The 21,082-nt window shown below is 41.1% G+C and carries 17 protein-coding genes; 7 read left to right on the top strand and 10 right to left on the bottom strand.

The genetic code is table 11. The features are described from left to right. Positions 1-302: 302 nt before the first annotated feature. A complete protein-coding gene (locus tag J5A56_RS06095) occupies positions 303-1,256 on the bottom strand; it encodes an NAD-dependent epimerase/dehydratase family protein (protein ID WP_021672228.1) in 954 nt (317 codons plus the stop codon). 180 nt (positions 1,257-1,436) lie between these two features. Here J5A56_RS06095 and kbl point away from each other — a divergent pair, with 180 nt between their 5' ends. After that, complete coding sequence (gene kbl / locus J5A56_RS06090; protein ID WP_021672227.1) at positions 1,437-2,624, top strand: glycine C-acetyltransferase; 1,188 nt, start codon at positions 1,437-1,439, stop codon at positions 2,622-2,624. Between the two features lie 320 nt (positions 2,625-2,944). Here the strand turns inward: kbl and J5A56_RS06085 are convergent, their stop codons facing one another. The 4 genes from J5A56_RS06085 to J5A56_RS06070 all read right to left on the bottom strand — a co-directional run bounded on the left by J5A56_RS06085 (position 2,945) and on the right by J5A56_RS06070 (position 8,456). Further along, positions 2,945-5,569, bottom strand: coding sequence for a thiol protease/hemagglutinin PrtT (locus J5A56_RS06085; RefSeq protein ID WP_081691296.1), 2,625 nt, complete (start codon positions 5,567-5,569; stop codon positions 2,945-2,947). Positions 5,570-5,746: 177 nt separating this feature from the next. Further along, positions 5,747-6,436 (bottom strand): hypothetical protein, encoded by a 690-nt coding sequence (locus J5A56_RS06080; RefSeq protein ID WP_432757716.1) that lies wholly within the window; start codon positions 6,434-6,436, stop codon positions 5,747-5,749. A 6-nt stretch (positions 6,437-6,442) separates the two neighbouring features. Continuing rightward, positions 6,443-7,642, bottom strand: a complete 1,200-nt coding sequence (locus tag J5A56_RS06075) for a 1-acyl-sn-glycerol-3-phosphate acyltransferase (protein WP_021672224.1) — start codon at positions 7,640-7,642, stop codon at positions 6,443-6,445. A 34-nt stretch (positions 7,643-7,676) separates the two neighbouring features. Next, the gene (locus tag J5A56_RS06070; protein ID WP_036920040.1) at positions 7,677-8,456 is read right to left on the bottom strand and encodes a DeoR/GlpR family DNA-binding transcription regulator; all 780 of its coding nucleotides are present in this window, start codon (positions 8,454-8,456) and stop codon (positions 7,677-7,679) included. Positions 8,457-8,744: 288 nt separating this feature from the next. Between J5A56_RS06070 and J5A56_RS06065 the strand changes: the two genes are divergently transcribed. The 5 genes from J5A56_RS06065 to J5A56_RS06045 all read left to right on the top strand — a co-directional run bounded on the left by J5A56_RS06065 (position 8,745) and on the right by J5A56_RS06045 (position 12,763). After that, positions 8,745-9,785: a glycosyltransferase gene (locus tag J5A56_RS06065; RefSeq protein WP_021672222.1), complete on the top strand. Its 1,041-nt coding sequence runs from the start codon at positions 8,745-8,747 to the stop codon at positions 9,783-9,785. Between the two features lie 131 nt (positions 9,786-9,916). Next, positions 9,917-10,303 (top strand): four helix bundle protein, encoded by a 387-nt coding sequence (locus J5A56_RS06060; RefSeq protein WP_021672221.1) that lies wholly within the window; start codon positions 9,917-9,919, stop codon positions 10,301-10,303. 74 nt (positions 10,304-10,377) lie between these two features. Next, a complete protein-coding gene (radC, locus tag J5A56_RS06055) occupies positions 10,378-11,076 on the top strand; it encodes a RadC family protein (protein ID WP_021672220.1) in 699 nt (232 codons plus the stop codon). 469 nt (positions 11,077-11,545) lie between these two features. Then, the gene (locus tag J5A56_RS06050; RefSeq protein ID WP_004361640.1) at positions 11,546-11,866 is read left to right on the top strand and encodes a metal-sulfur cluster assembly factor; all 321 of its coding nucleotides are present in this window, start codon (positions 11,546-11,548) and stop codon (positions 11,864-11,866) included. Between the two features lie 132 nt (positions 11,867-11,998). Further along, the gene (locus J5A56_RS06045) at positions 11,999-12,763 is read left to right on the top strand and encodes a UDP-2,3-diacylglucosamine diphosphatase (RefSeq protein ID WP_021672217.1); all 765 of its coding nucleotides are present in this window, start codon (positions 11,999-12,001) and stop codon (positions 12,761-12,763) included. Positions 12,764-13,144: 381 nt separating this feature from the next. On the opposite strand, the gene J5A56_RS06040 is transcribed toward J5A56_RS06045, so the two are convergent. After that, positions 13,145-14,350 (bottom strand): acetate kinase, encoded by a 1,206-nt coding sequence (locus J5A56_RS06040; protein WP_021672216.1) that lies wholly within the window; start codon positions 14,348-14,350, stop codon positions 13,145-13,147. A gap of 111 nt (positions 14,351-14,461) precedes the next feature. Next, positions 14,462-15,511 carry a phosphate acetyltransferase gene (pta, locus tag J5A56_RS06035; RefSeq protein ID WP_021672215.1) on the bottom strand — a complete coding sequence of 350 codons (1,050 nt, stop codon included), beginning with the start codon at positions 15,509-15,511 and terminating at the stop codon, positions 14,462-14,464. Between the two features lie 562 nt (positions 15,512-16,073). Between pta and J5A56_RS06030 the strand changes: the two genes are divergently transcribed. After that, positions 16,074-17,819 carry a GNAT family N-acetyltransferase gene (locus J5A56_RS06030; RefSeq protein WP_036920037.1) on the top strand — a complete coding sequence of 582 codons (1,746 nt, stop codon included), beginning with the start codon at positions 16,074-16,076 and terminating at the stop codon, positions 17,817-17,819. 216 nt (positions 17,820-18,035) lie between these two features. Here J5A56_RS06030 and cdaA read toward each other — a convergent pair whose 3' ends face one another. The 3 genes from cdaA to J5A56_RS06015 form a co-directional block, all read right to left on the bottom strand. Next, positions 18,036-18,815 (bottom strand): diadenylate cyclase CdaA, encoded by a 780-nt coding sequence (cdaA, locus tag J5A56_RS06025; RefSeq protein ID WP_036920052.1) that lies wholly within the window; start codon positions 18,813-18,815, stop codon positions 18,036-18,038. Between the two features lie 120 nt (positions 18,816-18,935). Beyond that, positions 18,936-19,778: a dihydropteroate synthase gene (gene folP, locus J5A56_RS06020; RefSeq protein ID WP_021672212.1), complete on the bottom strand. Its 843-nt coding sequence runs from the start codon at positions 19,776-19,778 to the stop codon at positions 18,936-18,938. Between the two features lie 471 nt (positions 19,779-20,249). Then, positions 20,250-21,077, bottom strand: a complete 828-nt coding sequence (locus J5A56_RS06015; RefSeq protein ID WP_021672211.1) for a hypothetical protein — start codon at positions 21,075-21,077, stop codon at positions 20,250-20,252. Between the last annotated feature and the right edge of the window lie 5 nt (positions 21,078-21,082).

Genomic DNA, 21,082 nt, shown 5'->3' with positions numbered 1-21,082 from the left:
ATTTCTTTCTTTTATCAGAAAAGTGTGCTTTATGTGCGAATTATTTTCATGAAAATAAATATTTTCTTCATGAAGAAAAATATTTCTTCTCACGTAAATAATTATTTTTTTTCATGAAAATAATTCTCCAAAGGAATCAAAGTGCGCATCTGAGGGAACATGTTTAATAAATAAAAAGAGGTGATTGCCATACTGGTAACCACCTCTTTGTTTCTTTATACAGTTTAGATTATAGCCTAATAGAGTAGTTTAATACGTACTATATTCAAGCTTATGCTAATCTATCTTTTCGTGTTATAGACTTATTTCAACTTAGCTTCAAGGTTCTTCAGCATATCAACAGTCATGGCATCAAGGTCATACTGAGGTTTCCAATCCCACTCAGCGCGTGCACAACTATCGTCAAGACTGTCTGGCCAGCTGTCAGCAATACGCTGTTTGAGTGGGTCTATATCGTATTCCATCTCAAAGTCAGGCTTATAACGCTTGATAGCATTGAAGATTTCTTCAGGGTCGAAGCTCATAGAAGCAATGTTGAAACCATTGCGATGAACCAGGCGTGTAGGGTCAGCTTCCATCAAAGAGATAGCAGCGTGCAACCCATCAGGCATATACATCATGTCCATCAGTGTTCCCTTCTTGATAGGACACACAAACTTCTCTCCACGAACAGCTGAATAATAAATGTCAACTGCGTAGTCAGTAGTACCGCCACCAGGAGGTGTAACGTAGGAAATCAAACCTGGGAAACGTACTGAACGTGTGTCAACACCGTACTTCTTAAAATAGTAGTCACTGAGCAACTCTGTGGTTACCTTTGAAACGCCATAGATGGTGCCAGGGCGTTGAACAGTGTCTTGCGGTGTCTTTGTGTGAGGAGTGCTCAGACCGAAAGAGCCAATAGAACTTGGAGTAAAGACAGCACAGTTGTTCTCACGTGCCACTTCCAGGATGTTCCACAGACCATCAATACCAATTTTCCAAGCCAATCGTGGCTTCTGTTCTGCCACTACAGAGAGTAATGCAGCAAGGTTGTAGATGGTGTCAATGTTGTATTTCTTGACAACATTGGCAATCATCTCTGGGTTAGTAACATCGGCTTCTGCTGCTGGACCGCTTTCTTTCAGTTCACCTTTAGGTTCTGCTCCTTTAATGTAACCAGCAACAATGCCGTCGTTTCCATAACGTTTTCTCAGTTCTCGGGTAAGCTCTGAGCCGATTTGACCTGTAGAGCCTATGACCAATACATTTTTCATAAATATTGTTAAGCTTAAATATAACTAAGTGCAAAGTAAGCATATTTTTTGTTGATAACACACTATTAGGTATTAAAATTATTAAAAAATCAGGTTATCACGTAAAAAAAAACTCCTTAACGTCTTTTTTCTCAATTTTTATAAGTTACTTTGCTTACTAATAAATAAAAATCTAATGTTATGTATGGTAAGATGAAAGAACATCTCAGTAATGCACTTGCTGAGATTAAAGAAGCAGGACTTTACAAAGAGGAAAGAATAATTGAGAGTCCTCAAAGTGCGGCAATCGAGGTGAAAGGCAAGGAGGTTCTGAACTTCTGTGCTAACAACTATCTTGGTCTTTCTAATCATCCACGTTTGATAGAAGGTGCTAAGAAGATGATGGACAAACGTGGATTCGGTATGTCCTCTGTTCGTTTTATCTGCGGAACGCAGGATGGTCACAAGGAACTTGAAGCTGCAATCTCTGACTACTTCAAGACAGAAGACACCATTCTTTACGCTGCTTGCTTTGACGCTAATGGTGGAGTCTTTGAACCATTGCTCACCGATCAGGATGCTATTATCTCTGATGCGCTCAACCATGCTTCTATTATTGATGGTGTACGTCTTTGTAAGGCGAAGCGTTATCGTTACGCAAATGCCGACATGGCAGACCTTGAGCGTTGTTTGCAGGAGGCACAGGAACAGCGTTTCCGTATCATCGTTACTGATGGTGTGTTCTCAATGGACGGTAACGTAGCTCCAGTTGATAAGATTTGCGACCTCGCTGAGAAGTATAACGCGCTTGTGATGGTTGATGAGTCTCACTCTGCTGGTGTTGTTGGTGCTACTGGTCATGGTGTAAGCGAACTCTGTAAGACCTACGACCGTGTGGATATCTACACGGGTACACTCGGTAAAGCATTTGGTGGTGCGCTCGGTGGATTTACCACTGGTCGCAAGGAAATCATTGATATGCTTCGTCAGCGCAGTCGCCCATACCTCTTCTCTAACTCACTTGCACCTTGTATTATCGGTGCCAGCCTTGAAGTCTTCAAGATGTTGAAGGAGAGCAATGAACTTCATGACAAGTTGGTTGAGAACGTTAACTACTTCCGTGACAAGATGATGGCTGCTGGTTTTGATATTAAACCAACCCAGAGTGCTATCTGTGCAGTTATGCTTTACGATGCTAAGTTGTCTCAGGTATATGCAGCTAAACTCCTCGATGAGGGTATCTATGTGACAGGTTTCTATTATCCAGTAGTACCAAAGGGCGAGGCTCGTATTCGTGTTCAGCTCTCAGCAGGTCACAACCGTGAACAGCTTGACAAGTGTATTGATGCTTTCATCAAGATTGGTAAAGAACTTGGTGTCTTGAAATAGTCTACTTGTAGGCACTGACTTACGCAGCCATTGTTGTTGTTTAGTCAGTCTTATTAAGATATGTTTTTTGAGGCTGAACTCCTAATTTGGGGTTCAGCCTTTTGCGTGCTTGGGTAGTATAGCTTTTTTCTATTGGTAAATTGTAAGCCGATGGATAATGTTTTTCAGGTTATTTAGTGCTTAGCACTATTGGTGTTTATGCTTAGCACGTATGGTGCTTACCAACAACACTACACGTGCTGAGCACGAACACATTGCTAAAAGACGGAAAAAGAGCGAGTGCCAAGATAGGTACTCGCTCTTTGTTATAGGATGATTGCTTATCGGATAACGCTTGTGTAGCGACCTCCTTGTGTGGTTATACGTACCACGTAGGTTCCCTTTGGCAAGGTGAGGGACAGGTTGTCGGCACCATTTGCAGTGCTGCTTGTTACAAGTGCGCCATTCATAGCATAGACTTCTACGCGCTTCAATCCCTGCTGTTGTACGTATAAGCGTCCGTCAGAGAATTGTATTATATCCTTAAAACGAGTTTCGTTTATCCCATTCGTTACACCATTGTTGATAATGGAAATGAATGTTGGCTTGAGTGAGGAAGGTATTAAATCAATGTTTCTACCATCTTCTACACCTATCAGTGCCACTCGGTAACGACGGTTGTTGATGAGTTGCTCAACTTTAGGGTCTATCCAGTCGCTTGTTATCATCGTCATAGAACCTTCCTTGGTGAGATCTACTTGCAATGGGGTCTTCATTACAGGGATAGATACGTCTGTTTGATTATCAATTAGATACAGTGTCAAACTACTCTTGTAATGAACATTCTTTCCAAGAAAAGCCATACAGTTAATTCTGAAAGTTGGACTTTTTAATACATTTATCTCTTCGCTTGGTATGCTATTTTCACTATTATCCTGAATGAATATACGTATGTTTGCAAAGGTTTCTGGCTTCTTTCCATCCTCAACCTGAACCTTGTAAGGTTCCTGTAAAGGTCTGTCATGCACTTGACAGATCTGGTTGTCTACGTTGGTGATAGTTGTCCGCAAATGATATTCACCAGGAGTAACTCCATAAGGAAGATTGAATGGTAATCTTACCCGCGTTGTGGCATACATATCAAAGTCAACAATACTTGTTGTCTGTGAACTATATATAACCTCATTTCTACTGTTGATCAAGTCTACCTTTACTCTTCCATCAAAGGGTTGTGCATCCAATTTATGAATATACAATTGGAGGCTGTTTGTCTCTCCAGTAATTAGCTTGCTGGAGAATTTAGGTTCAGCAGCGAGTTGATAGCTTGGAGTCTTTGAGGGTAACTCTAAATAACTAATCTTTCCACTTTCAACTTTCATTACAACACGTGGTGCTTTCTTCATTCGTACCCATGCTCCTAAGGTTGCATCTTTTTGTAATCGAGCCGCAATAGGAGATAGAGTGTATATGCCATTGGTCAGTGTAGAGAAATCAAGGGTAAAGGTTATGGCTTCTTCTATGAAAGCTCCAGATACCATCTTCCCATCAGAATATATGAAATGAGCTTTGGTAAATATGTCTGTCCCTTTCTTACTATATGGAAAGGTTTTTACCAATTTTCCTTCCTCATCATAGAGTCCCACGCCGACTTCACCCTCGAACGGCTCATTACTTTGATTAGTGAAATTGGAATACATCAGCTTCACATTATCAGATAGGACAGTAGGCACATCGCCTATAAAAGCCATCTCGCTGCCAAGTCTAAAGGAAATGTTCGGTGATTTATACGCAATGTCAGCATCTAATTTAGGTGTATTTGGCTTATTAGGATGTATAGCTATGACATGTAGTTTTCGATTAAAAGCAAGTGGTTTTCCATTAAATTCTTGCCCTGTAGAAGTGATGCTCAAGGCTGTGACCGAGTAGTAACCGTCAGCCTGACCATCCCAACCAAGATTCATATGAAACCTGTCTTCGTTGTCAAATCCGTCACAAACCCATGCATGTCCACTGCCTCCACCAGATGCTGTGCCTGACATATAAAGAGGAAAGCCGTTGCGTATTTCTTTTTTTAGAATATCCACAAAGTTGGCAATGCCCTCATCTGAGCGTTCTATAAGAGCTGCGTCATAGTCAAAATAGTCACGTAAGGCACGTTCAGCCATATAACTTTGTGTACCACTTGCATGGGGGGTGTACTGCATAGCGGTTGCTATTCCTACATCGTTCATCAACAAAGCTACTGCATCTCTCTGCTGTACTGTACTTTTCTTATTCTTATAATCTGGGAGCATATTTGCCCAATCGTAATGCGACTGTGAAAAATCAGCTGATCGTATAGTTTTGTCATAAGTCACTGTATAACTTGCTGTTCCCTTTCCTTTCTCTGGCCATTGGTGATAATACATAACCTGTGCCACAGCTGTAGCTACACAGCCCGTTGGATAATGCGTCAGTTTATCGTAAGGATCGTACTGTCCCCACTTACTTTTTAGCAGTGGTTCAACTGCATCTTCTACCCTTGTTGTTTTGCTTGCACGTGTAGTAAGAGTCTTATTCTTACCCAATGCTTCATATACCTGTCGATAGGAATCGAAGAGATAGCGTGCTTCTGGGTTGAGGTTGTTCATATCAAGCGAAGCCTCGTGGCTGTAGGCTAACACCTTTCCCATCTTATCATCGCCCGCAACGACTACAAAGCCTTTGCCTGCATCATCGTTGAAAACATAGTAAGGTTGTTGTGTTGCTGTTGCTGCCGCACGTGTCTTTAAGTTCTTGACTGTCTTTTGACTGACATTTACATACGCTTTGGCAATGCGCAAAGCTGTCTTGAAATCAACGTTATCAGCATAGTTTGCTGATACGGAACATAGGAAGGAAAGAACGAGTAATCCTCTTTGCAACATACGATTATGTGCTGAGAATATCGTCCTTTTGACGTTAAAATAAAATAATGACTTTATCATATCAGGTTTATACCAAATGAATTATTCTCTGCAAAAGTACATAAAAAAAACAATTAGCATAGAGAAAAGTCGAAAAAGGTCGTTAATGACGAAAAGGGTTGTGCTTCTTCATAGGGTATCTTTCATCGTTTTCTTTGTGGTGTTAAAGCCACATAGGCCTTTTTCAAAGGATTATAATTAGTAAGCAAAGTGCTTACTAATTTGTCCTTTATAAGTGTTGATATTCAAATAGATGGAGTCCTTCTGGTTAAAACCATCCAAAGGAATACTTGTGAAGACACGTTTGCTGTAGTATTCTGGTACTCCATTTTGATGATGATATAGTCGGAGATAGAATGCGCGACCACCAGATGGCATCTTTTTTATGGAGTCGCAGGCAATGGCTAAAGCCTGGACAGCCTTTTTGTTATCAGTCTTTCCTGTCTTCAAAATAAGTGTAAGATTTAGATATTTGCGATTCTTGCTCATCCATACACTTTCAAAACCAACAGGGTCGGTGTACACAATTGGTAAGTCAAGTGCTAAATGAGGGCGCAAGACAGCAACAGGACTAATGGCAAAAGACGATGTTATGCCATTTTCTACCTTATTATAATATAGTAAGGCACGGTAAGTTGTGTCGGGTTTTGTTGCCCATTGTTCTTTTACTGCAGGTTTTAAGGTCAGTTGTGTTCCGTCATCAGTGATTGCTGAAGTGAAAGCTGATAACTCGTTTGTCTTTGCTTCAACAAAATCGGTATGTAGATAAGACAGTTCGCTGTCGCCTGTCTCATAGAAGTCATGCTCACAGGCAGTGACTATGAGTAACGACACGAGTGCCGTTACCATAGTCAATAGTCTGCGGTTTGTTTTTCTAAACCAGTCCACGAAGCGTTATTTCTTAAAGGTGAGACGGTTTAGCAGCGATTTAAAACGACCGCTTTCAGATGATGCAGCAATGTAATTCTTTGCAGGGTAAGCATACTGTGTCAGTAGGCAAGTGCGTAAGAACTTATCATCGCGATTCTCAATTTCAATCTTCTCAATCTGACCATCAAGATAAGCATTGAAGTTCTGATAGTCTTCTGCAGTATAATACTCTTCGTAAACACGTGTGTCCTGAATCATATCTAATGCCACGTAGTTGATAGGGTAGAGTTTGTAATTACTGTGAATCTCGTGATCGATGTGGGCTGCAATAGCATCGAAGAGCTTGTTCTTAGGTAGCTCCTCATCTACTGTGTCAAGCCATTCGTCAATGCATGGCGCACATTTGTAGAAGATGTGGCCCTTGTAACCCTTGATGCCTACTAACATACTCTCAAGGTCGTCCTCTGCTGTCTTCTTCCAATAAGGTAGGTCACGGCGTAACTGATACTCACGTGCTTTGAGATAGTCGCATGGATCGTATTCGTATGAGATGGCTAACGGAACGATGTGGAGCTGTTTTAGACGCTCAACGATGGTGCCTTCGCCACCCATGGTCATCATCTTCAAGATAGCAGGTTGGGTAAGGTCGTTAGAGTTCTTAGCTCTTCCCTCTCGTTGTGCAATCCAAATATTCTCGTTTTTCTCAGCAATAGCGAAGTGGATATACTCTGACATACGTTTGCTGGCACGTAACATTTCAACCGAATGGAGAGCACGCTCTACGGTAAACGACTTGTTGATACGCACTAAGTCACGCACCCAGTCTTGTGAAAGGAGGTTGTCACCGATAGCAATCTCACATGTGGTGGTAAAGCCTACATCAATGAGTAGCTTGTCGAGGAAGGCAGAGTCGAGTACGATGTCACGATGGTTGCTGACAAAGGTGTAACGATTGTGAGTGCTGATATTCACCGCATCTATGCTACAACCTAAGCTTAACTCAGTGACAAGGCGCTGGAGGAAAGGATAGCAGAACGCTTTTTGAAATTCAAGATTTGTCTTGCAAGCGTGCATTTTCTTTGCTATCGCCTCTGCTGGAACATCAGGGTAAAGGTATGCCAGCACCATTTGAAACTGCTTGTCAGCAAGAATCCGATCATAAACAGCTGGTAATTCTTCCGGCTCAAACGGACGGATAGGATCAAACTCTGATGGTATTTTCATAATCGTAAAAATTAATTTGTTTCTATTTTATGTCTTATTGCACGCCCTGTTGGCCTGCAATGATTAGTTCTATGCCCATTTCTTCAATCTTGTTGGCGACAGACTGCGGTATCTTTGAGTCGGTAATGATGATGTCAACATCCTCCAATCCGCTAATCTTTGCAAAGCCTCGACGACCAAACTTGCTTGAGTCGGCTAAGACAATTGTCTTTTGTGCTGCCTGCATCATACTTCTGTTTAGCTCTGCTTCGCGTATGTCAGTTGTTGAAATACCAAAGTCAAGGTCGATACCATCCACACCCAAGAATAGTTTTGTGAATGAACATCCACACAAAATCTCCATACTATATTGCCCAATAACCGATACGCTACTGTGACGAACCATACCACCAAGCTGGATAATATCAATGTTATCGTTGGCAGCCAAGGTCATTGTGGCCTGCAGGCTTGCTGAAACAATTGTCAGTCTACCCTCTGGACGGATGTTACAAGCCAACGCATGGATGGTCGTTCCTGATGCAAGAATGATAGAGTCGTCTTTTACAAGTAGTCTAACAGCCTCTGCTCCGATGAGTTGTTTCTCTTCTACATTCAACTTTCCCTTCTCATTTACCGAACGATTGTTGGTAAATGGGTTGATGAGAATAGCCTTACCATGACTTCGATAGAGCTTTCCTGCCTTTTCAAGTTCGGTTAAGTCTTTTCGTATCGTTACTAATGACACATCCAAAGAGGTTGCCAAATCGGAAACCAATACGGACTCTTGTGTCAGAAGCTGGTCGAGAATGGCATTTTGCCTTTCTTCTTTTGTCATATTTAACATCGGTTTTTGGTAGCTTTCAGTTGATGTCTGTCACGCTTTACCACATGAGTATAGTTTTGTACAAATATAGTTAAAATAAATCAGTGGGTAAAGGTGAAATCCTCGTTTAACAGAATATTAACAGTTATTTGCACCCACCTGCGGTGTGTATATACGTGGTCTAAGCTGCGTCTTACTAATTAGATTACTGTAAGTACGAGGGGGAAGTCTACTATCTTGTTCGAATAATCTACCAAATTCCTTGTCATTTACGAACAAAGTGTTTATCTTTGCAACATTATGAAGTACAGCATCATTGTTCCTGTTTTCAACCGTCCAGATGAGGTTGATGAACTATTGGAGAGCCTGCTCAGCCAGGAAGAAAAGGATTTTGAGGTCGTTATCGTTGAAGATGGTTCGAAAATTCCATGTAAGGAGGTGTGCGATAAGTATGCTGATAGGCTTGATCTGCATTATTACTATAAGGAAAATTCTGGTCCGGGACAGAGCCGTAACTATGGTGCTGAGCGTGCTAAAGGAGAGTATCTGCTCATCCTTGATTCCGATGTTGTACTTCCCAAAGGATATATCCGTGCAGTGAGCGAGGAGTTAGAACGTGAACCAGCTGATGCTTTTGGTGGTCCTGACTGTGCACACGATTCTTTCACAGATACCCAGAAGGCTATTTCTTATTCAATGACTTCGTTTTTTACGACGGGAGGAATACGTGGTGGTAAAAAGAAACTTGACAAGTTCTATCCTCGTTCATTTAATATGGGTATCCGCCGTGATGTCTATCAGGAGTTGGGAGGTTTCTCAAAGATGCGTTTTGGAGAGGATATCGACTTCTCGATTCGTATCTTTAAGGCTGGAAAGCGCTGCCGACTGTTCCCTGAGGCATGGGTTTGGCACAAGCGTCGTACGGACTTCCGCAAGTTCTGGAAGCAGGTTTATAATTCTGGTATAGCTCGAATCAATCTCTATAAGAAGTACCCTGAATCACTGAAACTGGTCCATCTCTTGCCGATGGTATTTACTGTTGGAACGGCTTTACTTGTCTTGATGATTTCGTTTGGTTTATTCTTGCAGTGTTTCCCGATAGTCAGTGCATTCGGATGTCTTCTCATTATAATGGGGTTGCTACCATTGGTGCTGTACAGTGTTATCATCTGTGTTGATTCAACCATGCAAAATAAGAGCTTAAAGATAGGTCTTCTAAGTATCGAAGCTGCCTTTATTCAACTCACTGGTTATGGTTGTGGCTTCCTCAGTGCATGGTGGAAACGCTGTGTGTGTGGTATGGATGAATTCTCCGCATACGAAAAGAACTTCTATAGTTAATTCATAATTCATAATTCACAATTCATAATTATGATTACCGATATGGACTGAAAAGATACTACTGGAGGTTCTTTTATTGTTAATTGAGCCGTTATTATTTTAGACCTGAACTTAAAAAACCATCTGATATTATGCTTAAACGTGAGAAGAATATTCTATTAGAGAAGGTTGATGCCTATAGCAATAGAATAATACGTCTATATAAGTATCTTAAAGACGAAAAAAAGGAGTTTATTATGTCTAAACAGCTCCTTAGAAGTGGAACCAGTATTGGTGCGAATATATTAGAAAGTCAGAGTGCACAAAGCTCCGCTGATTTTATACACAAACTGGAGATAGCGCTTAAAGAAGCTAAGGAAACTCATTATTGGCTTGAAAAACTCTTTGCAGGTGAGTATATTAATGATGTCGGATATCAGTCTATGAGTAATGATAATATAGAGATAATCAAGTTGTTAACTTCTATTATTGTAACGAAAAAGAGGAATATGAGAAGTGGACTTGATATCAGGTTTTAGATAGATGAATCACTTCTAATAAGTAGAAAAATCACCTGAGTTAAAATAGTAATCATAATTATGAATTGTGAATTATGAATTCTGAATTAATCAAACTCTCTATCACTCACTGGGCAGAGGCTGATCGCCCACGCGAAAAACTTGAAAGACTGGGGGCTGGTGCGCTCAGTGATGCTGAATTACTGGCTATTCTGATTGGTTCTGGCACACCAAAAGAGAGTGCGGTAGACCTAATGAAGCGTATTCTCAATGACTGTAATAATAATCTAAATACACTTGGAAAGCTTTCTATTCGCGACTTAGAGCAATACAAGGGTATTGGTTCTGCAAAGGCAATCACTATCCTCGCAGCTTGTGAATTAGGTAAAAGACGGCAGAAAGCGACAGTGGAAGAGGCGCCAATACTCAATAGTGCCGAGAATATCTACCAGTTTATGCACACGGCGATACAAGACCTTGATATCGAAGAAGGCTGGGTTTTAATGATGAAACAGAACTTCCGACTCATCGAAGCCAAGCGCATTTCGGTGGGTGGACTTACTATGGCACCTGTTGATATCCGATTGATGATGAAGGAAGTTTTGTTGAAGAATACAACCGTTTTGGCTTTTTGTCACAATCACCCGAGTGGAAGTACGAACCCAAGTCGTGAAGATGATATGCTGACGTCACATATTCACAAGGCTTGCGAACTGCTTCATATCCATTTTGCCGACCATGTAATACTCACCGATGGAGGGTATTTCTCATATCGAGAGGAAGGAAAGTTATAGTAGGAAAGGTGATAAAAAGATCTATGTTCTATTTGTGTTGGCTGGTAAACATTTCTTATGGTGGTTAGCCATAAACGTCTGATAACATTCTTTGTAATGACCATATCGGCTCTTTCTTCCCATCTTTAGCTGATGTGTTGTTACTCCGCACATATGGTGTTGATGCTTCGCACGTGTTGTGTTGATGCTCCGCACCATATGTGCGGAGTGCTAAATAGCTTGCATCACACATCTTTATCAAGACTGTTCATCTGCCTATTATTAATTTATACACTGCAAATATACTACTTTCTATATGTAATCCCACAAAAGAACGTAACCTTTCCGCAATGAATTATTGTGATTATAGTTTTTAATTACTATCTTTGCAGATGATAGGCTACGCTCGACTATTTGAAAGCAAGCTTTTATGGTAGTTGTTGTGCCTGTCTTTGATAAAAGAATAATTCAATTAAAAGAATCACTAATTATGACAATAGAAGAGAAAACAAAGATAGAAGAAAGAATCGTTGACGTGTTGAAGACCGTTTACGACCCCGAGATACCTGTGAATATTTACGATCTTGGTATGATTTACAAGATTGATGTAGATGACGAGGGTAACCTTGATATGGATATGACCTTTACTTCTCCATCTTGCCCTGCAGCTGATTTCATCCTTGAAGACGTACGTACAAAGGTCGAAAGCGTGGAAGGAGTCAAGACAGCAAACATCAACCTCGTTTTTGAACCAGTCTGGGATCAAAGCATGATGACAGAAGAAGCACGTGTTGAGTTAGGCTTTGAGTAAGCTTGCTTGACTCGCCCTTGTTAGGATAGGTCTGTCCAGTCTTTGCAATTATGTTCCCCCTTCTGAGGCACAGCCTTAGAATAACGAATGAAACCATCGTCCCTTTTACACACTTCACTCACAACCAATGATATGAAGAATATCTATTTTCTTTCCGATGCACACCTCGGATCACTCGCTATAGAGCACCGTCGCACACACGAACGCCGCCTTGTACGCTTCTTGGATAGCATTAAGCACAAGGCTGCCGCAGTCTATTTGTTAGGCGATATGTTCGACTTCTGGAACGAATATAAGTATGTTGTTCCTAAAGGGTTTACTCGTTTCCTTGGCAAGATATCTGAATTGACGGATATGGGAGTGGAGGTTCATTTCTTTACAGGAAATCATGATCTCTGGACTTATGGCTATTTGGAACAGGAATGTGGTGTTATCCTTCATCGCAAACCGATAACTACTGAGATATACGATAAGGTTTTTTATCTTGCGCATGGTGACGGATTAGGTGATCCTGACCCAAAGTATCGTTTCCTCCGTAAGGTGTTTCATAATTCATTCTGCCAACGATTGCTCAACTTCTTTCATCCTTGGTGGGGAATGCAGTTAGGTTTGAATTGGGCGAAAAGGAGTAGATTGAAGCGTGCCGATGGGAAGGAGGTTCCCTATTTGGGCGAAGATAAGGAGTATCTGATACAGTATACGAAAAAGTATATGTTAACGCATAAGGATATCGACTTCTTTATTTACGGGCATCGGCATATAGAACTCGACCTCACTTTATCGCGAAAAGTCCGTTTGTTGATTCTTGGTGATTGGATATGGCAGTTTACTTATGCCGTTTTCGATGGTGAACACATGTTCCTTGAAGAGTATGTAGAAGGTGAAAGTAAGCCTTAAGAAATGTAAAAATATTCTATTTGTAAAGATAAAACAACCTTTTTTCTGTATAAAGAGTAAATTTTCGCAAAAGAATTTGGAGGTTACGAAACAAAAGTGTAACTTTGCATTGTCTTTAAGAGGAATGGATTATCATTCATTACCGAGATAAGATAATAGAGGCTTTAGCCCAAAGTGTAAATTAAGGCATTCATAATATAAAATTAAAACTCAGGTTTGTAGATTAAGTTTAGTCAAAAGAAAGGTGGTTGTCGTGAGACAACTACCTTTCGCATTTTTAGGAGGTTTTATTGCCAGTTCCCTACGTTAGCATACAATTATAGGCGTTATTAGGTATTTTATGATAATATAAAATAGCCTATAACACCTATATCTGTTTTATTACTTCTTCAAGTTCTTAACAAGTTCTTCTGTGTCACGTGCAATAACAATCTCCTCGTCAGTTGGAACAAGCACAACCTTAACCTTTGAGTCATCGGTAGAGAGAACTTGCTCAACACCACGACACATATTGCGTTCCTTGTCGAGTTTTATGCCGAGATAATCCATATCCTTGCAAGCATCCCAACGAAGACCTGTCTGATTCTCACCAACACCGGCTGTCCAAACGATGATGTCAACACCATTCATTGCTGCAGCGTAAGCACCAATGTACTTCTTAATACGATAGGTGTACATCTCCAGTGCTAAATGAGCCATCTTATCACCTGCGTTGTCAGCGTTCTCAATGTCGCGCATGTCAGAGCTGATACCTGTAATACCAAGTACTCCAGACTCCTTGTTAAGGAAGTCTGCCATCTCTTGTGGCTTCTTTCCGAGTTTCTCCATCAAGTAAGTAACGGCAGAAGGGTCAATATCACCAGAACGTGAGCCCATCATCAATCCTGCTAATGGAGTCAGTCCCATAGAGGTATCGATAACCTTACCATTCTTAATGGCAGCCATTGATGCACCGTTACCAATGTGACAAGTGATGATTTTCTGTGTCTTAATGTCAACGCCAAGCATCTCGCAGACACGATGTGACACGTAACGATGACTTGTTCCGTGGAAACCATAGCGGCGAACGTGGTACTTCTTATAGAAATCGTAAGGTACGGCGTAGAGATAAGCGTAGTCAGGCATTGTGCTATGGAACGCATTGTCAAACACTGTTACCTGTGGAGTGTTAGGCATCAGAGCATCAACAGCACGCAAACCACGCAGGTGGCCAGCATTATGAACAGGTGCAAGGTCGATAAGACTCTCAATGCCTTCTTCTACCTTCTTCGTCACGATGCAGCTTTTCTCAAAGAGGTCGCCACCTTGCACGATACGGTGACCAACGGCATCAATCTCGTCAAGGCTCTTCAATGCACCAATTTCTGGGTCGAGAAGCACCTTGAATACGAGTGCTACACCTTCCTTGTGGGTAGGAAGGTCAGCCATAATCTGTCTCTTCTCACCATTGTCAAGTTTCACTTTGATGAATGCCTCATCGAGTCCGATGCGCTCAACACCACCCTGAGCCAACACTGACTCATCTGCCATATCGTACAACTTGTACTTAATGGAACTACTACCGCAGTTTAAAACTAATATCTTCATATAAAGAATTATTATTTTAGAAGGATGATATAGGTGTTACTTAATTAGGGCTTCATCATCTTTAAGAATTTCTAAGACACTGTTAGAACTCCTAAATCATCATTTCTGATTCTACAAATGTTTCTTAGCATCTTGTGCTTGACACGCTGTAATGGCAACCATATAATAGATGTCGTCAACGCAGCAACCACGAGAGAGGTCGTTTACAGGACGTGCAATACCTTGAAGGATTGGACCGATAGCCTTTGCACCACCGAGTCGCTCAATCAGTTTATAGCCAATGTTGCCTACCTCAAGGTTAGGAACAACAAGCACGTTTGCCTTACCTGCGATGTTAGAACCTGGTGCCTTCTTAGCTGCAACGGCTGGAACCAATGCAGCATCAGCTTGCAACTCGCCATCAACCTTCAGTTCAGGGAACTTCTCCTTGGCAATCTTTGTAGCCTCAACTACCTTATCAATGATATAAACACTCTTACCAGTCTCACGGTCCTTAGCATCCTGTGCAGAGCCCTTTGTTGAGAAGCTCAGCATAGCTACGTATGGATTCTGGAAGCCTGCAACACTCTTTGCTGTCTCTGCAGTGGTATATGCAATCTGTGCCAATTGGTCAGCAGTTGGGTTTGGAGTAACAGCAACGTCGCCCATAACGACAATACCGTTCTCACCATACTGCTCCTCATGTGTAAGAATCAGCATAGCACCACTCACACAGCTGATACCTGGTGCACACTTAATAATCTGCAAAGCAGGACGAAGCGTGTCACCAGTTGTAGAGAGGGCGCCAGAAATCTGTCCGTCAGCACCTCCTGTCTTAATAATCATGCAACCAAGGTAAAGATTGTTCTTGGTAACCAGTTCGCGAGCTTGCTCTAAGGTCATACCTTTCTTCTGGCGTAATTCAGCCAATTTCTCGGCATATTCTTCGCTCTGTGGGTTATTCTCTGGGTCAACAATGGTAGCCTTGTCAATGTTCTTAAGCCCCCATTCTGTGGCAAGCTTATGGATGTTGGCTGGGTTTCCAATGAGGATCAGATTGGCGATGTCGTCAGCTAATACTCTGTCAGCTGCCCTTAGGGTACGCTCCTCTTCTGCCTCGGGGAGCACGATACGCTGCTTGTCGGCTTTCGCACGTGCAACGATTTGCTCTAATAAGTCCATATATGTCTTTTAAAATATAATTATTATAATTTTCGTTTTTGCTATGCAAAGATAGCAAAATAAAGTTGTAATTCCAAACATAATGATTGTTTTCTCTTATAAAACAATTTTATGGGCATCAACGAGCATTTTCAGTAGATTTAAGGCGTTAGTTTCTTCTATCTATTTTAGTGATAAAGCTGCGCCTTTTCTACCATTTTTCTCTGTCCTGTCATTGCGTAGCACATGTGGTGTGGGTGCTCTGCACAAGATGTGCGGATGGTTAACACCGATGGTGTTGATGGTTAACAACAATTGAAGTAAGGTCTAAATGTATTGCAATATATCATTAATAAGGCTGTAGCTTATTGTTAGAAGAAAGTTGTAATATCCTATGTAGGCTGTCTTTGTAGGATAAGTAGCCCTGCTTGCTCAAAATAAATACCATTTATCTCTTTGTGCTGAAATTTTGTATAAGGATTATTTGCTTTTGATTTTTAGAAGTTACAATAAAAACAACCTTGTTTTTGGATGTCTAATGTTTTCTGTATATCTTTGTATTCTAAACAAAGCAAATATTAGTATGATTAAATTTCATGATGTCAAGACAACTGACCGTGACTTGATACAAAGCTATACGTTGTGTGGCGACCGTATGAATTGTGATTTAAGTTTTGCCAACATCATTTCGTGGCGTTTCTTATATAATACGCAAATAGCTGAAGTTGATGGTTTTTTGGTCTTTCGTTTTTATACAGGACATCATCTTGCTTACATGGCTCCTGTGTGGAAATGTAAATGGGATGAGGCTATGCAGGAGCGGTTTGCTGCTGTTGTCCGTCAGATGAGAGATGATGCAATCACATTGGGACACCCCTTTCTAATGCTTGGCGTTTGTTCTTACATGGCTAATATCTTAGAGAGAACTTTCCCTGATACTTTCTATGTCAAGCCTGATCGTGACCACTTTGATTATCTTTATACGCGTGAAAAGTTAGCGACATTGTCTGGAAAGAAGCTTCAAGGTAAACGAAATCATTGTAACAAGTTCCGTAAGAGCTATCCAAACTATGAATATCGTACCCTTACTAAGGACATGATTCCCGAATGTATTGCGGTAGAAGAAAACTGGAGGGCGGTCACGAAAGAGGATACCGAAGAGACGGAAGAACTCTCTGAAGAGCTACGCTCTATGACACGTGTCTTTGACTTATGGGATGAGATTGGTGCACTCGGAGGAACGATATGGGTGGATGGAAAGTTGATAGCTTTCACCTTCGGTGGTCCTATTACGAATAAGGTGTTTGATGTATGTGTAGAAAAGGCTGATACTGCTTACGAAGGAGCATTCTCTATTATCAATCAGGAGTTTGCACAGCATCTTCCAGAGCAATATGAGTATATGAATCGTGAGGAAGACCTTGGTTTAGAAGGTCTACGTTATGCGAAACTTTCCTATAAGCCTGACATCCTTTTGGAAAAGAGTGTGGTTATGGAGAAATATCCTTTGGCACAGGAAGAAGCGCAGGGGAGGATAAAAGAAGAAACCATAGCTTTATGGCGTGACACCTTCCATGACGTTGAACCCTTCGTTCAACTTTACTTCTCACGTGTCTTTAAACCAGAGTATAATGTCATCTGTCAGATAGATCGGCATGTTGTAGCGGCTCTTCAGACACTTCCTTATACGTTGAAGTATTATACTGAAGAGGTGCAAACGGCTTATATCAGTGGTGTGAGTGTCAAGGAAGCGTACCGCAAGCAGAATATGGGTAACAATTTGATGTCACAGGCTCACTTCCGTCTTTACTATAAAGACGTGGTGTTTGCCACGCTAATACCTGCTGAGGAATGGCTTTATGATTGGTATGGGCGTTGTGGTTATATGTGTAACATTACTTGTACACCAGCTCCAGAAGATGTTGATAAGATGGATTTCGTAACCTTTGATAGCTGGCAACGCACAAGAGATTGCGTACTTCTGCACGATGAAGAGGGCTTCGAGGTTATCAAAGAAGATTTTCGTATCTCGTTAGCTATTGATTCCAAAAATCGTAGAGAAACGAAAGATGTTCCAGCAATGATACGTGTCATCAATGCTGAAAAGGCTTTGCAGCTCTATGCAAGACGTCATCCAGAACGGACAGAGAATATCCGTGTTTATAATGACTCAGATATTCCAGAGAATAATAGTTATTTCCAAATCAAGCATGGGCATGTTATAAAAACCAATCTGCCATTGCCTGGCACGCAAGTGTTAACGATCGCGGAATTAACTGATTACATCTTTAAGGATGATAAACTTGAGATGAATTTGATGCTGAATTGAGTTGGGTGATGGGTGTTAGGTGTTGATGATGTGTTTTAGGTGAAGGATGTTGATGATGTGTGATGGATGTTAGGTATTGATGATGTGTAAAAGTTTGGCGCATCTCGGGGAACATGTTTGAGAAAGTTTGGCGCATTGGAGGGAACATGTTTACAAAAATTTTGCGTGTTTGAATATTGATATCCTTGCAAATTATCAACACCTATCACCCATCACCTAACACCCATTCCCCATCTCTTTAGTAAGGATGCTTTCCAACTGCTCAGCAGAAAGGCGGAGCTGGAACTCACCACGTAGGGCAACACTGATACGACCCGTCTCTTCTGACACGATGATAGCCAATGCGTCAGAGTCCTGCGAGATTCCCATAGCTGCACGATGGCGCAAGCCAAGTTCCTTAGGAATATCCTGCTTGTGGCTCACTGGAAGAATACAGCCGGCTGCCTTGATACGGCGTTTCGATATTACCATTGCGCCATCATGGAGTGGAGAATTCTTGAAGAAGATATTTTCAATAAGACGTTGATCAATACGAGCATCAATCAAATCGCCTGTTTCAACGATATCCTCCAGCATCACACCACGTTCAATAACAATCAGTGCGCCCACTTTTCCACGACTCATACTCATACATGCCATAACAATAGGCATGATAGTCTCCTTGTCAACTTCTTCTTTATCTCCCTTCTTTCTAAACAACTTCATGATGTTGTTTACTTTTCGATGTGCGCCAAGACTATAAAGGAAGTGGCGTATGTCTTCTTGGAAAAGGACGATGAGACCGATGACTCCCACTGAAACAAGTTTGTCCATGATGCTACCTAAGAGGCGCATCTCCAACACTTGGCTCACGATGAGCCATGTGATAACGAACACCATAATACCGATAAAGACGTTCAGCGAGCGTGACTCCTTCATCAATCGGTAGATATAGTAGAGCATCAGTGCTACCAGCACGATGTCGATTACATCTTTTATTCCAAATGGGAAAAACATAATAGCAAAGTTACTACCCTTATCACCATTGTTTCCTCTCATAAAGCGGAGGTCTTGAATGCTAATGGTGGGGGAAATGTGGGTTGTCTATTGGTTTATAATTAATATGTTAAATCCTTCTTATTGTTCCGCATTCTGGCGCATTGTTTCGACAATTTTTACAGCTTCAACGGCAGGACGAACGTCGTGAACACGAAGAATGTTAGCTCCTTTCATTAGGGCAATAGTGTTCAGAACGGTTGTGCCGTTAAGACTCTCGGCTGCTGTTATGCCTAAAAGTTGATGAATCATACGTTTACGGCTGATGCCAACGAGTAAGGGAAGATCCATTACTTGCAATCGCTCCATTACACTCATTAATGTATAGTTGCCTTCTACAGCACCCTTTCCAAAGCCAAAGCCGGGGTCGAGAATAATGTCTTTCTGTCCTAAGGCACGTAGCTCTTGCACTTCACGTGAGAAGTTGATAAGCATATCGTGCAGGTTGGCAGCTGTTGACATTAATATATAAGGTGTACCTAATTCGGCGACAGTAGGGAACATGTTGGGGTCTTTGCCTTCTTCAACATCATTGATGATGTCGGCTCCGAACTCTTCAACCGTGCGTCTGGCAATTGAAGCGTGGAAGGTATCAATAGAGATGATAGCTTCAGGCTCGGCATCTCGGATAATTGGGAGAGCAAAAGCTAATCTACGCATCTCTTCTTCTGCGCTGATAGCTTCGCTGCCGGGACGGGTAGAGCAAGCTCCAACGTCAATAATCTTCGCACCTTCTGCCACTATTTCATGCGCACGTTGGCGGATAGCCTCCTCCGTCTGTACACGACTATCAGCAAAGAAAGAGTCTGGTGTCACGTTCATGATACCCATAACGAGCGGTTGGCTCAAGTCAAGGAGCTGCCCTCGTACGTTGATAGTATAGTTAATGGGCTTTACATCTGCCCCAAGGTTCATACTTTCCATATCCGCAAAGGTAATGTAAAAGTAGCATATACGTGAATTTTGAATTAAGAAATTTGAAGTAGTAGGGGAGACAGGGTAATTTAAGACATGGTAACAGAGTAATAGGGGACGTGTTAAGACATAGTAACAGAAGAACAAAAGATTAGGAGTAACATGGAATGGGGCGTTATTTGTGTTGAAGATTAGTGTTTGTTGGCTTGTTGTTTAGTAGGTATGGCGGGTTGGTTCATAAGCAAGTTTCGAATTATTTTCATGAAAAAAAATATTTCTTTTCATGAAGAAAAATATTTCTTGTCGTGAAAATAATTCTTTTTGTTCATGAAAATAATACGTGTTCGTTGTTCTCCTGTTATTGAGGAAACAGTTGTTAGGTAGTTAGGATACCATATTAATAATGTGAATTAACTCTTGATAGAGGCACATACATGTTGTTGTAGAGAAAGTAGGAATGATTCGTTTTGTTATAATTTATTATACAGACAGAGGTTTTAAGTAGTCAAAATACTTTGATTTTACAAATTCTCTGTAGTGGTACATGACTCCCTCATAGTTGTTTTCTTCGCTATGTCTGGCACTGGGGTGATAAGAGCATAGAATAACGGTAGTGGTTTTTACCTCTTCATTAAAATGTACACATAAACTTTTATGTCCATCAAACTCGTGAATCTCATCGGTTGGATACATTCCTCTGCCCGTAGCATATATTTCAGAATTAGTGCAAACAATGATGTTAGGTTTGAGTATTTCAATTTCTTTCTTTAGAAGATGTCCGTAAGTGTGAAGGTGATGTTTCAGTACCTTTGTTTCTAATTTGGTACTACCAGGTTGTTTTTTACATTCAACAAAAGCAAAAGGTTGTGTATTGAAAAACTCTTTCTGTTTATCAAAATGCATCTTTATTTCTGAAAGCCACCACTGTTCATTCTTATCTCCGTTTACCTTAGAAAGCCCCCAATGTAGATTAGCTATACGGCATAGGAATTGAATTTCTAAATTGCGGTTCTTGCTTTTTAGTTTACGTTTGTCTTCAGAGTCTTCTTGCATATCCTTAAGCCAGAAACGAGTGTCATCATTTGTTTTTGATGGTTGGTCTTTTAGTAAGAATAGAATACGTCTATTAGATTTCTCCCAGCTATTGTATAGTTCCTTTTTTGAAACATCATTTTTCCACATAATCCCATCACATGTGAAGATTGGTTCTCCATTAGTGTTAAATAAAGGGGCTTCTTCCTTTTCTTTAAGTTCTGCTCTCCATTTAGGGAAAACTTCTGTGTCAAGGCGTAGGTTATAGTCTTCCATTTTGT

Source organism: Prevotella melaninogenica, assembly GCF_018128065.1.
In the GTDB taxonomy this organism is placed as follows: Bacteria; Bacteroidota; Bacteroidia; order Bacteroidales; family Bacteroidaceae; genus Prevotella.
This window is presented reverse-complemented; position numbering and strand designations above follow the sequence as displayed.

Bases quoted from the DNA above. Each gene is read 5' to 3' on its own strand.
- kbl (WP_021672227.1), top strand. From the start codon at position 1,437: ATGTATGGTAAGATGAAAGAACATCTCAGTAATGCACTTGCTGAGATT.
- J5A56_RS06060 (WP_021672221.1), top strand. From the start codon at position 9,917: ATGCTTAAACGTGAGAAGAATATTCTATTAGAGAAGGTTGATGCCTAT.
- J5A56_RS06075 (WP_021672224.1), bottom strand. From the start codon at position 7,642: ATGAAAATACCATCAGAGTTTGATCCTATCCGTCCGTTTGAGCCGGAA.
- J5A56_RS06095 (WP_021672228.1), bottom strand. From the start codon at position 1,256: ATGAAAAATGTATTGGTCATAGGCTCTACAGGTCAAATCGGCTCAGAG.
- J5A56_RS06045 (WP_021672217.1), top strand. From the start codon at position 11,999: ATGAAGAATATCTATTTTCTTTCCGATGCACACCTCGGATCACTCGCT.
- J5A56_RS06040 (WP_021672216.1), bottom strand. From the start codon at position 14,350: ATGAAGATATTAGTTTTAAACTGCGGTAGTAGTTCCATTAAGTACAAG.
- folP (WP_021672212.1), bottom strand. From the start codon at position 19,778: ATGGAAAGTATGAACCTTGGGGCAGATGTAAAGCCCATTAACTATACT.
- J5A56_RS06065 (WP_021672222.1), top strand. From the start codon at position 8,745: ATGAAGTACAGCATCATTGTTCCTGTTTTCAACCGTCCAGATGAGGTT.
- J5A56_RS06085 (WP_081691296.1), bottom strand. From the start codon at position 5,569: ATGATAAAGTCATTATTTTATTTTAACGTCAAAAGGACGATATTCTCA.
- pta (WP_021672215.1), bottom strand. From the start codon at position 15,511: ATGGACTTATTAGAGCAAATCGTTGCACGTGCGAAAGCCGACAAGCAG.
- cdaA (WP_036920052.1), bottom strand. From the start codon at position 18,815: ATGTTTTTCCCATTTGGAATAAAAGATGTAATCGACATCGTGCTGGTA.
- radC (WP_021672220.1), top strand. From the start codon at position 10,378: ATGAATTCTGAATTAATCAAACTCTCTATCACTCACTGGGCAGAGGCT.
- J5A56_RS06030 (WP_036920037.1), top strand. From the start codon at position 16,074: ATGATTAAATTTCATGATGTCAAGACAACTGACCGTGACTTGATACAA.
- J5A56_RS06070 (WP_036920040.1), bottom strand. From the start codon at position 8,456: ATGACAAAAGAAGAAAGGCAAAATGCCATTCTCGACCAGCTTCTGACA.
- J5A56_RS06050 (WP_004361640.1), top strand. From the start codon at position 11,546: ATGACAATAGAAGAGAAAACAAAGATAGAAGAAAGAATCGTTGACGTG.
- J5A56_RS06015 (WP_021672211.1), bottom strand. From the start codon at position 21,077: ATGGAAGACTATAACCTACGCCTTGACACAGAAGTTTTCCCTAAATGG.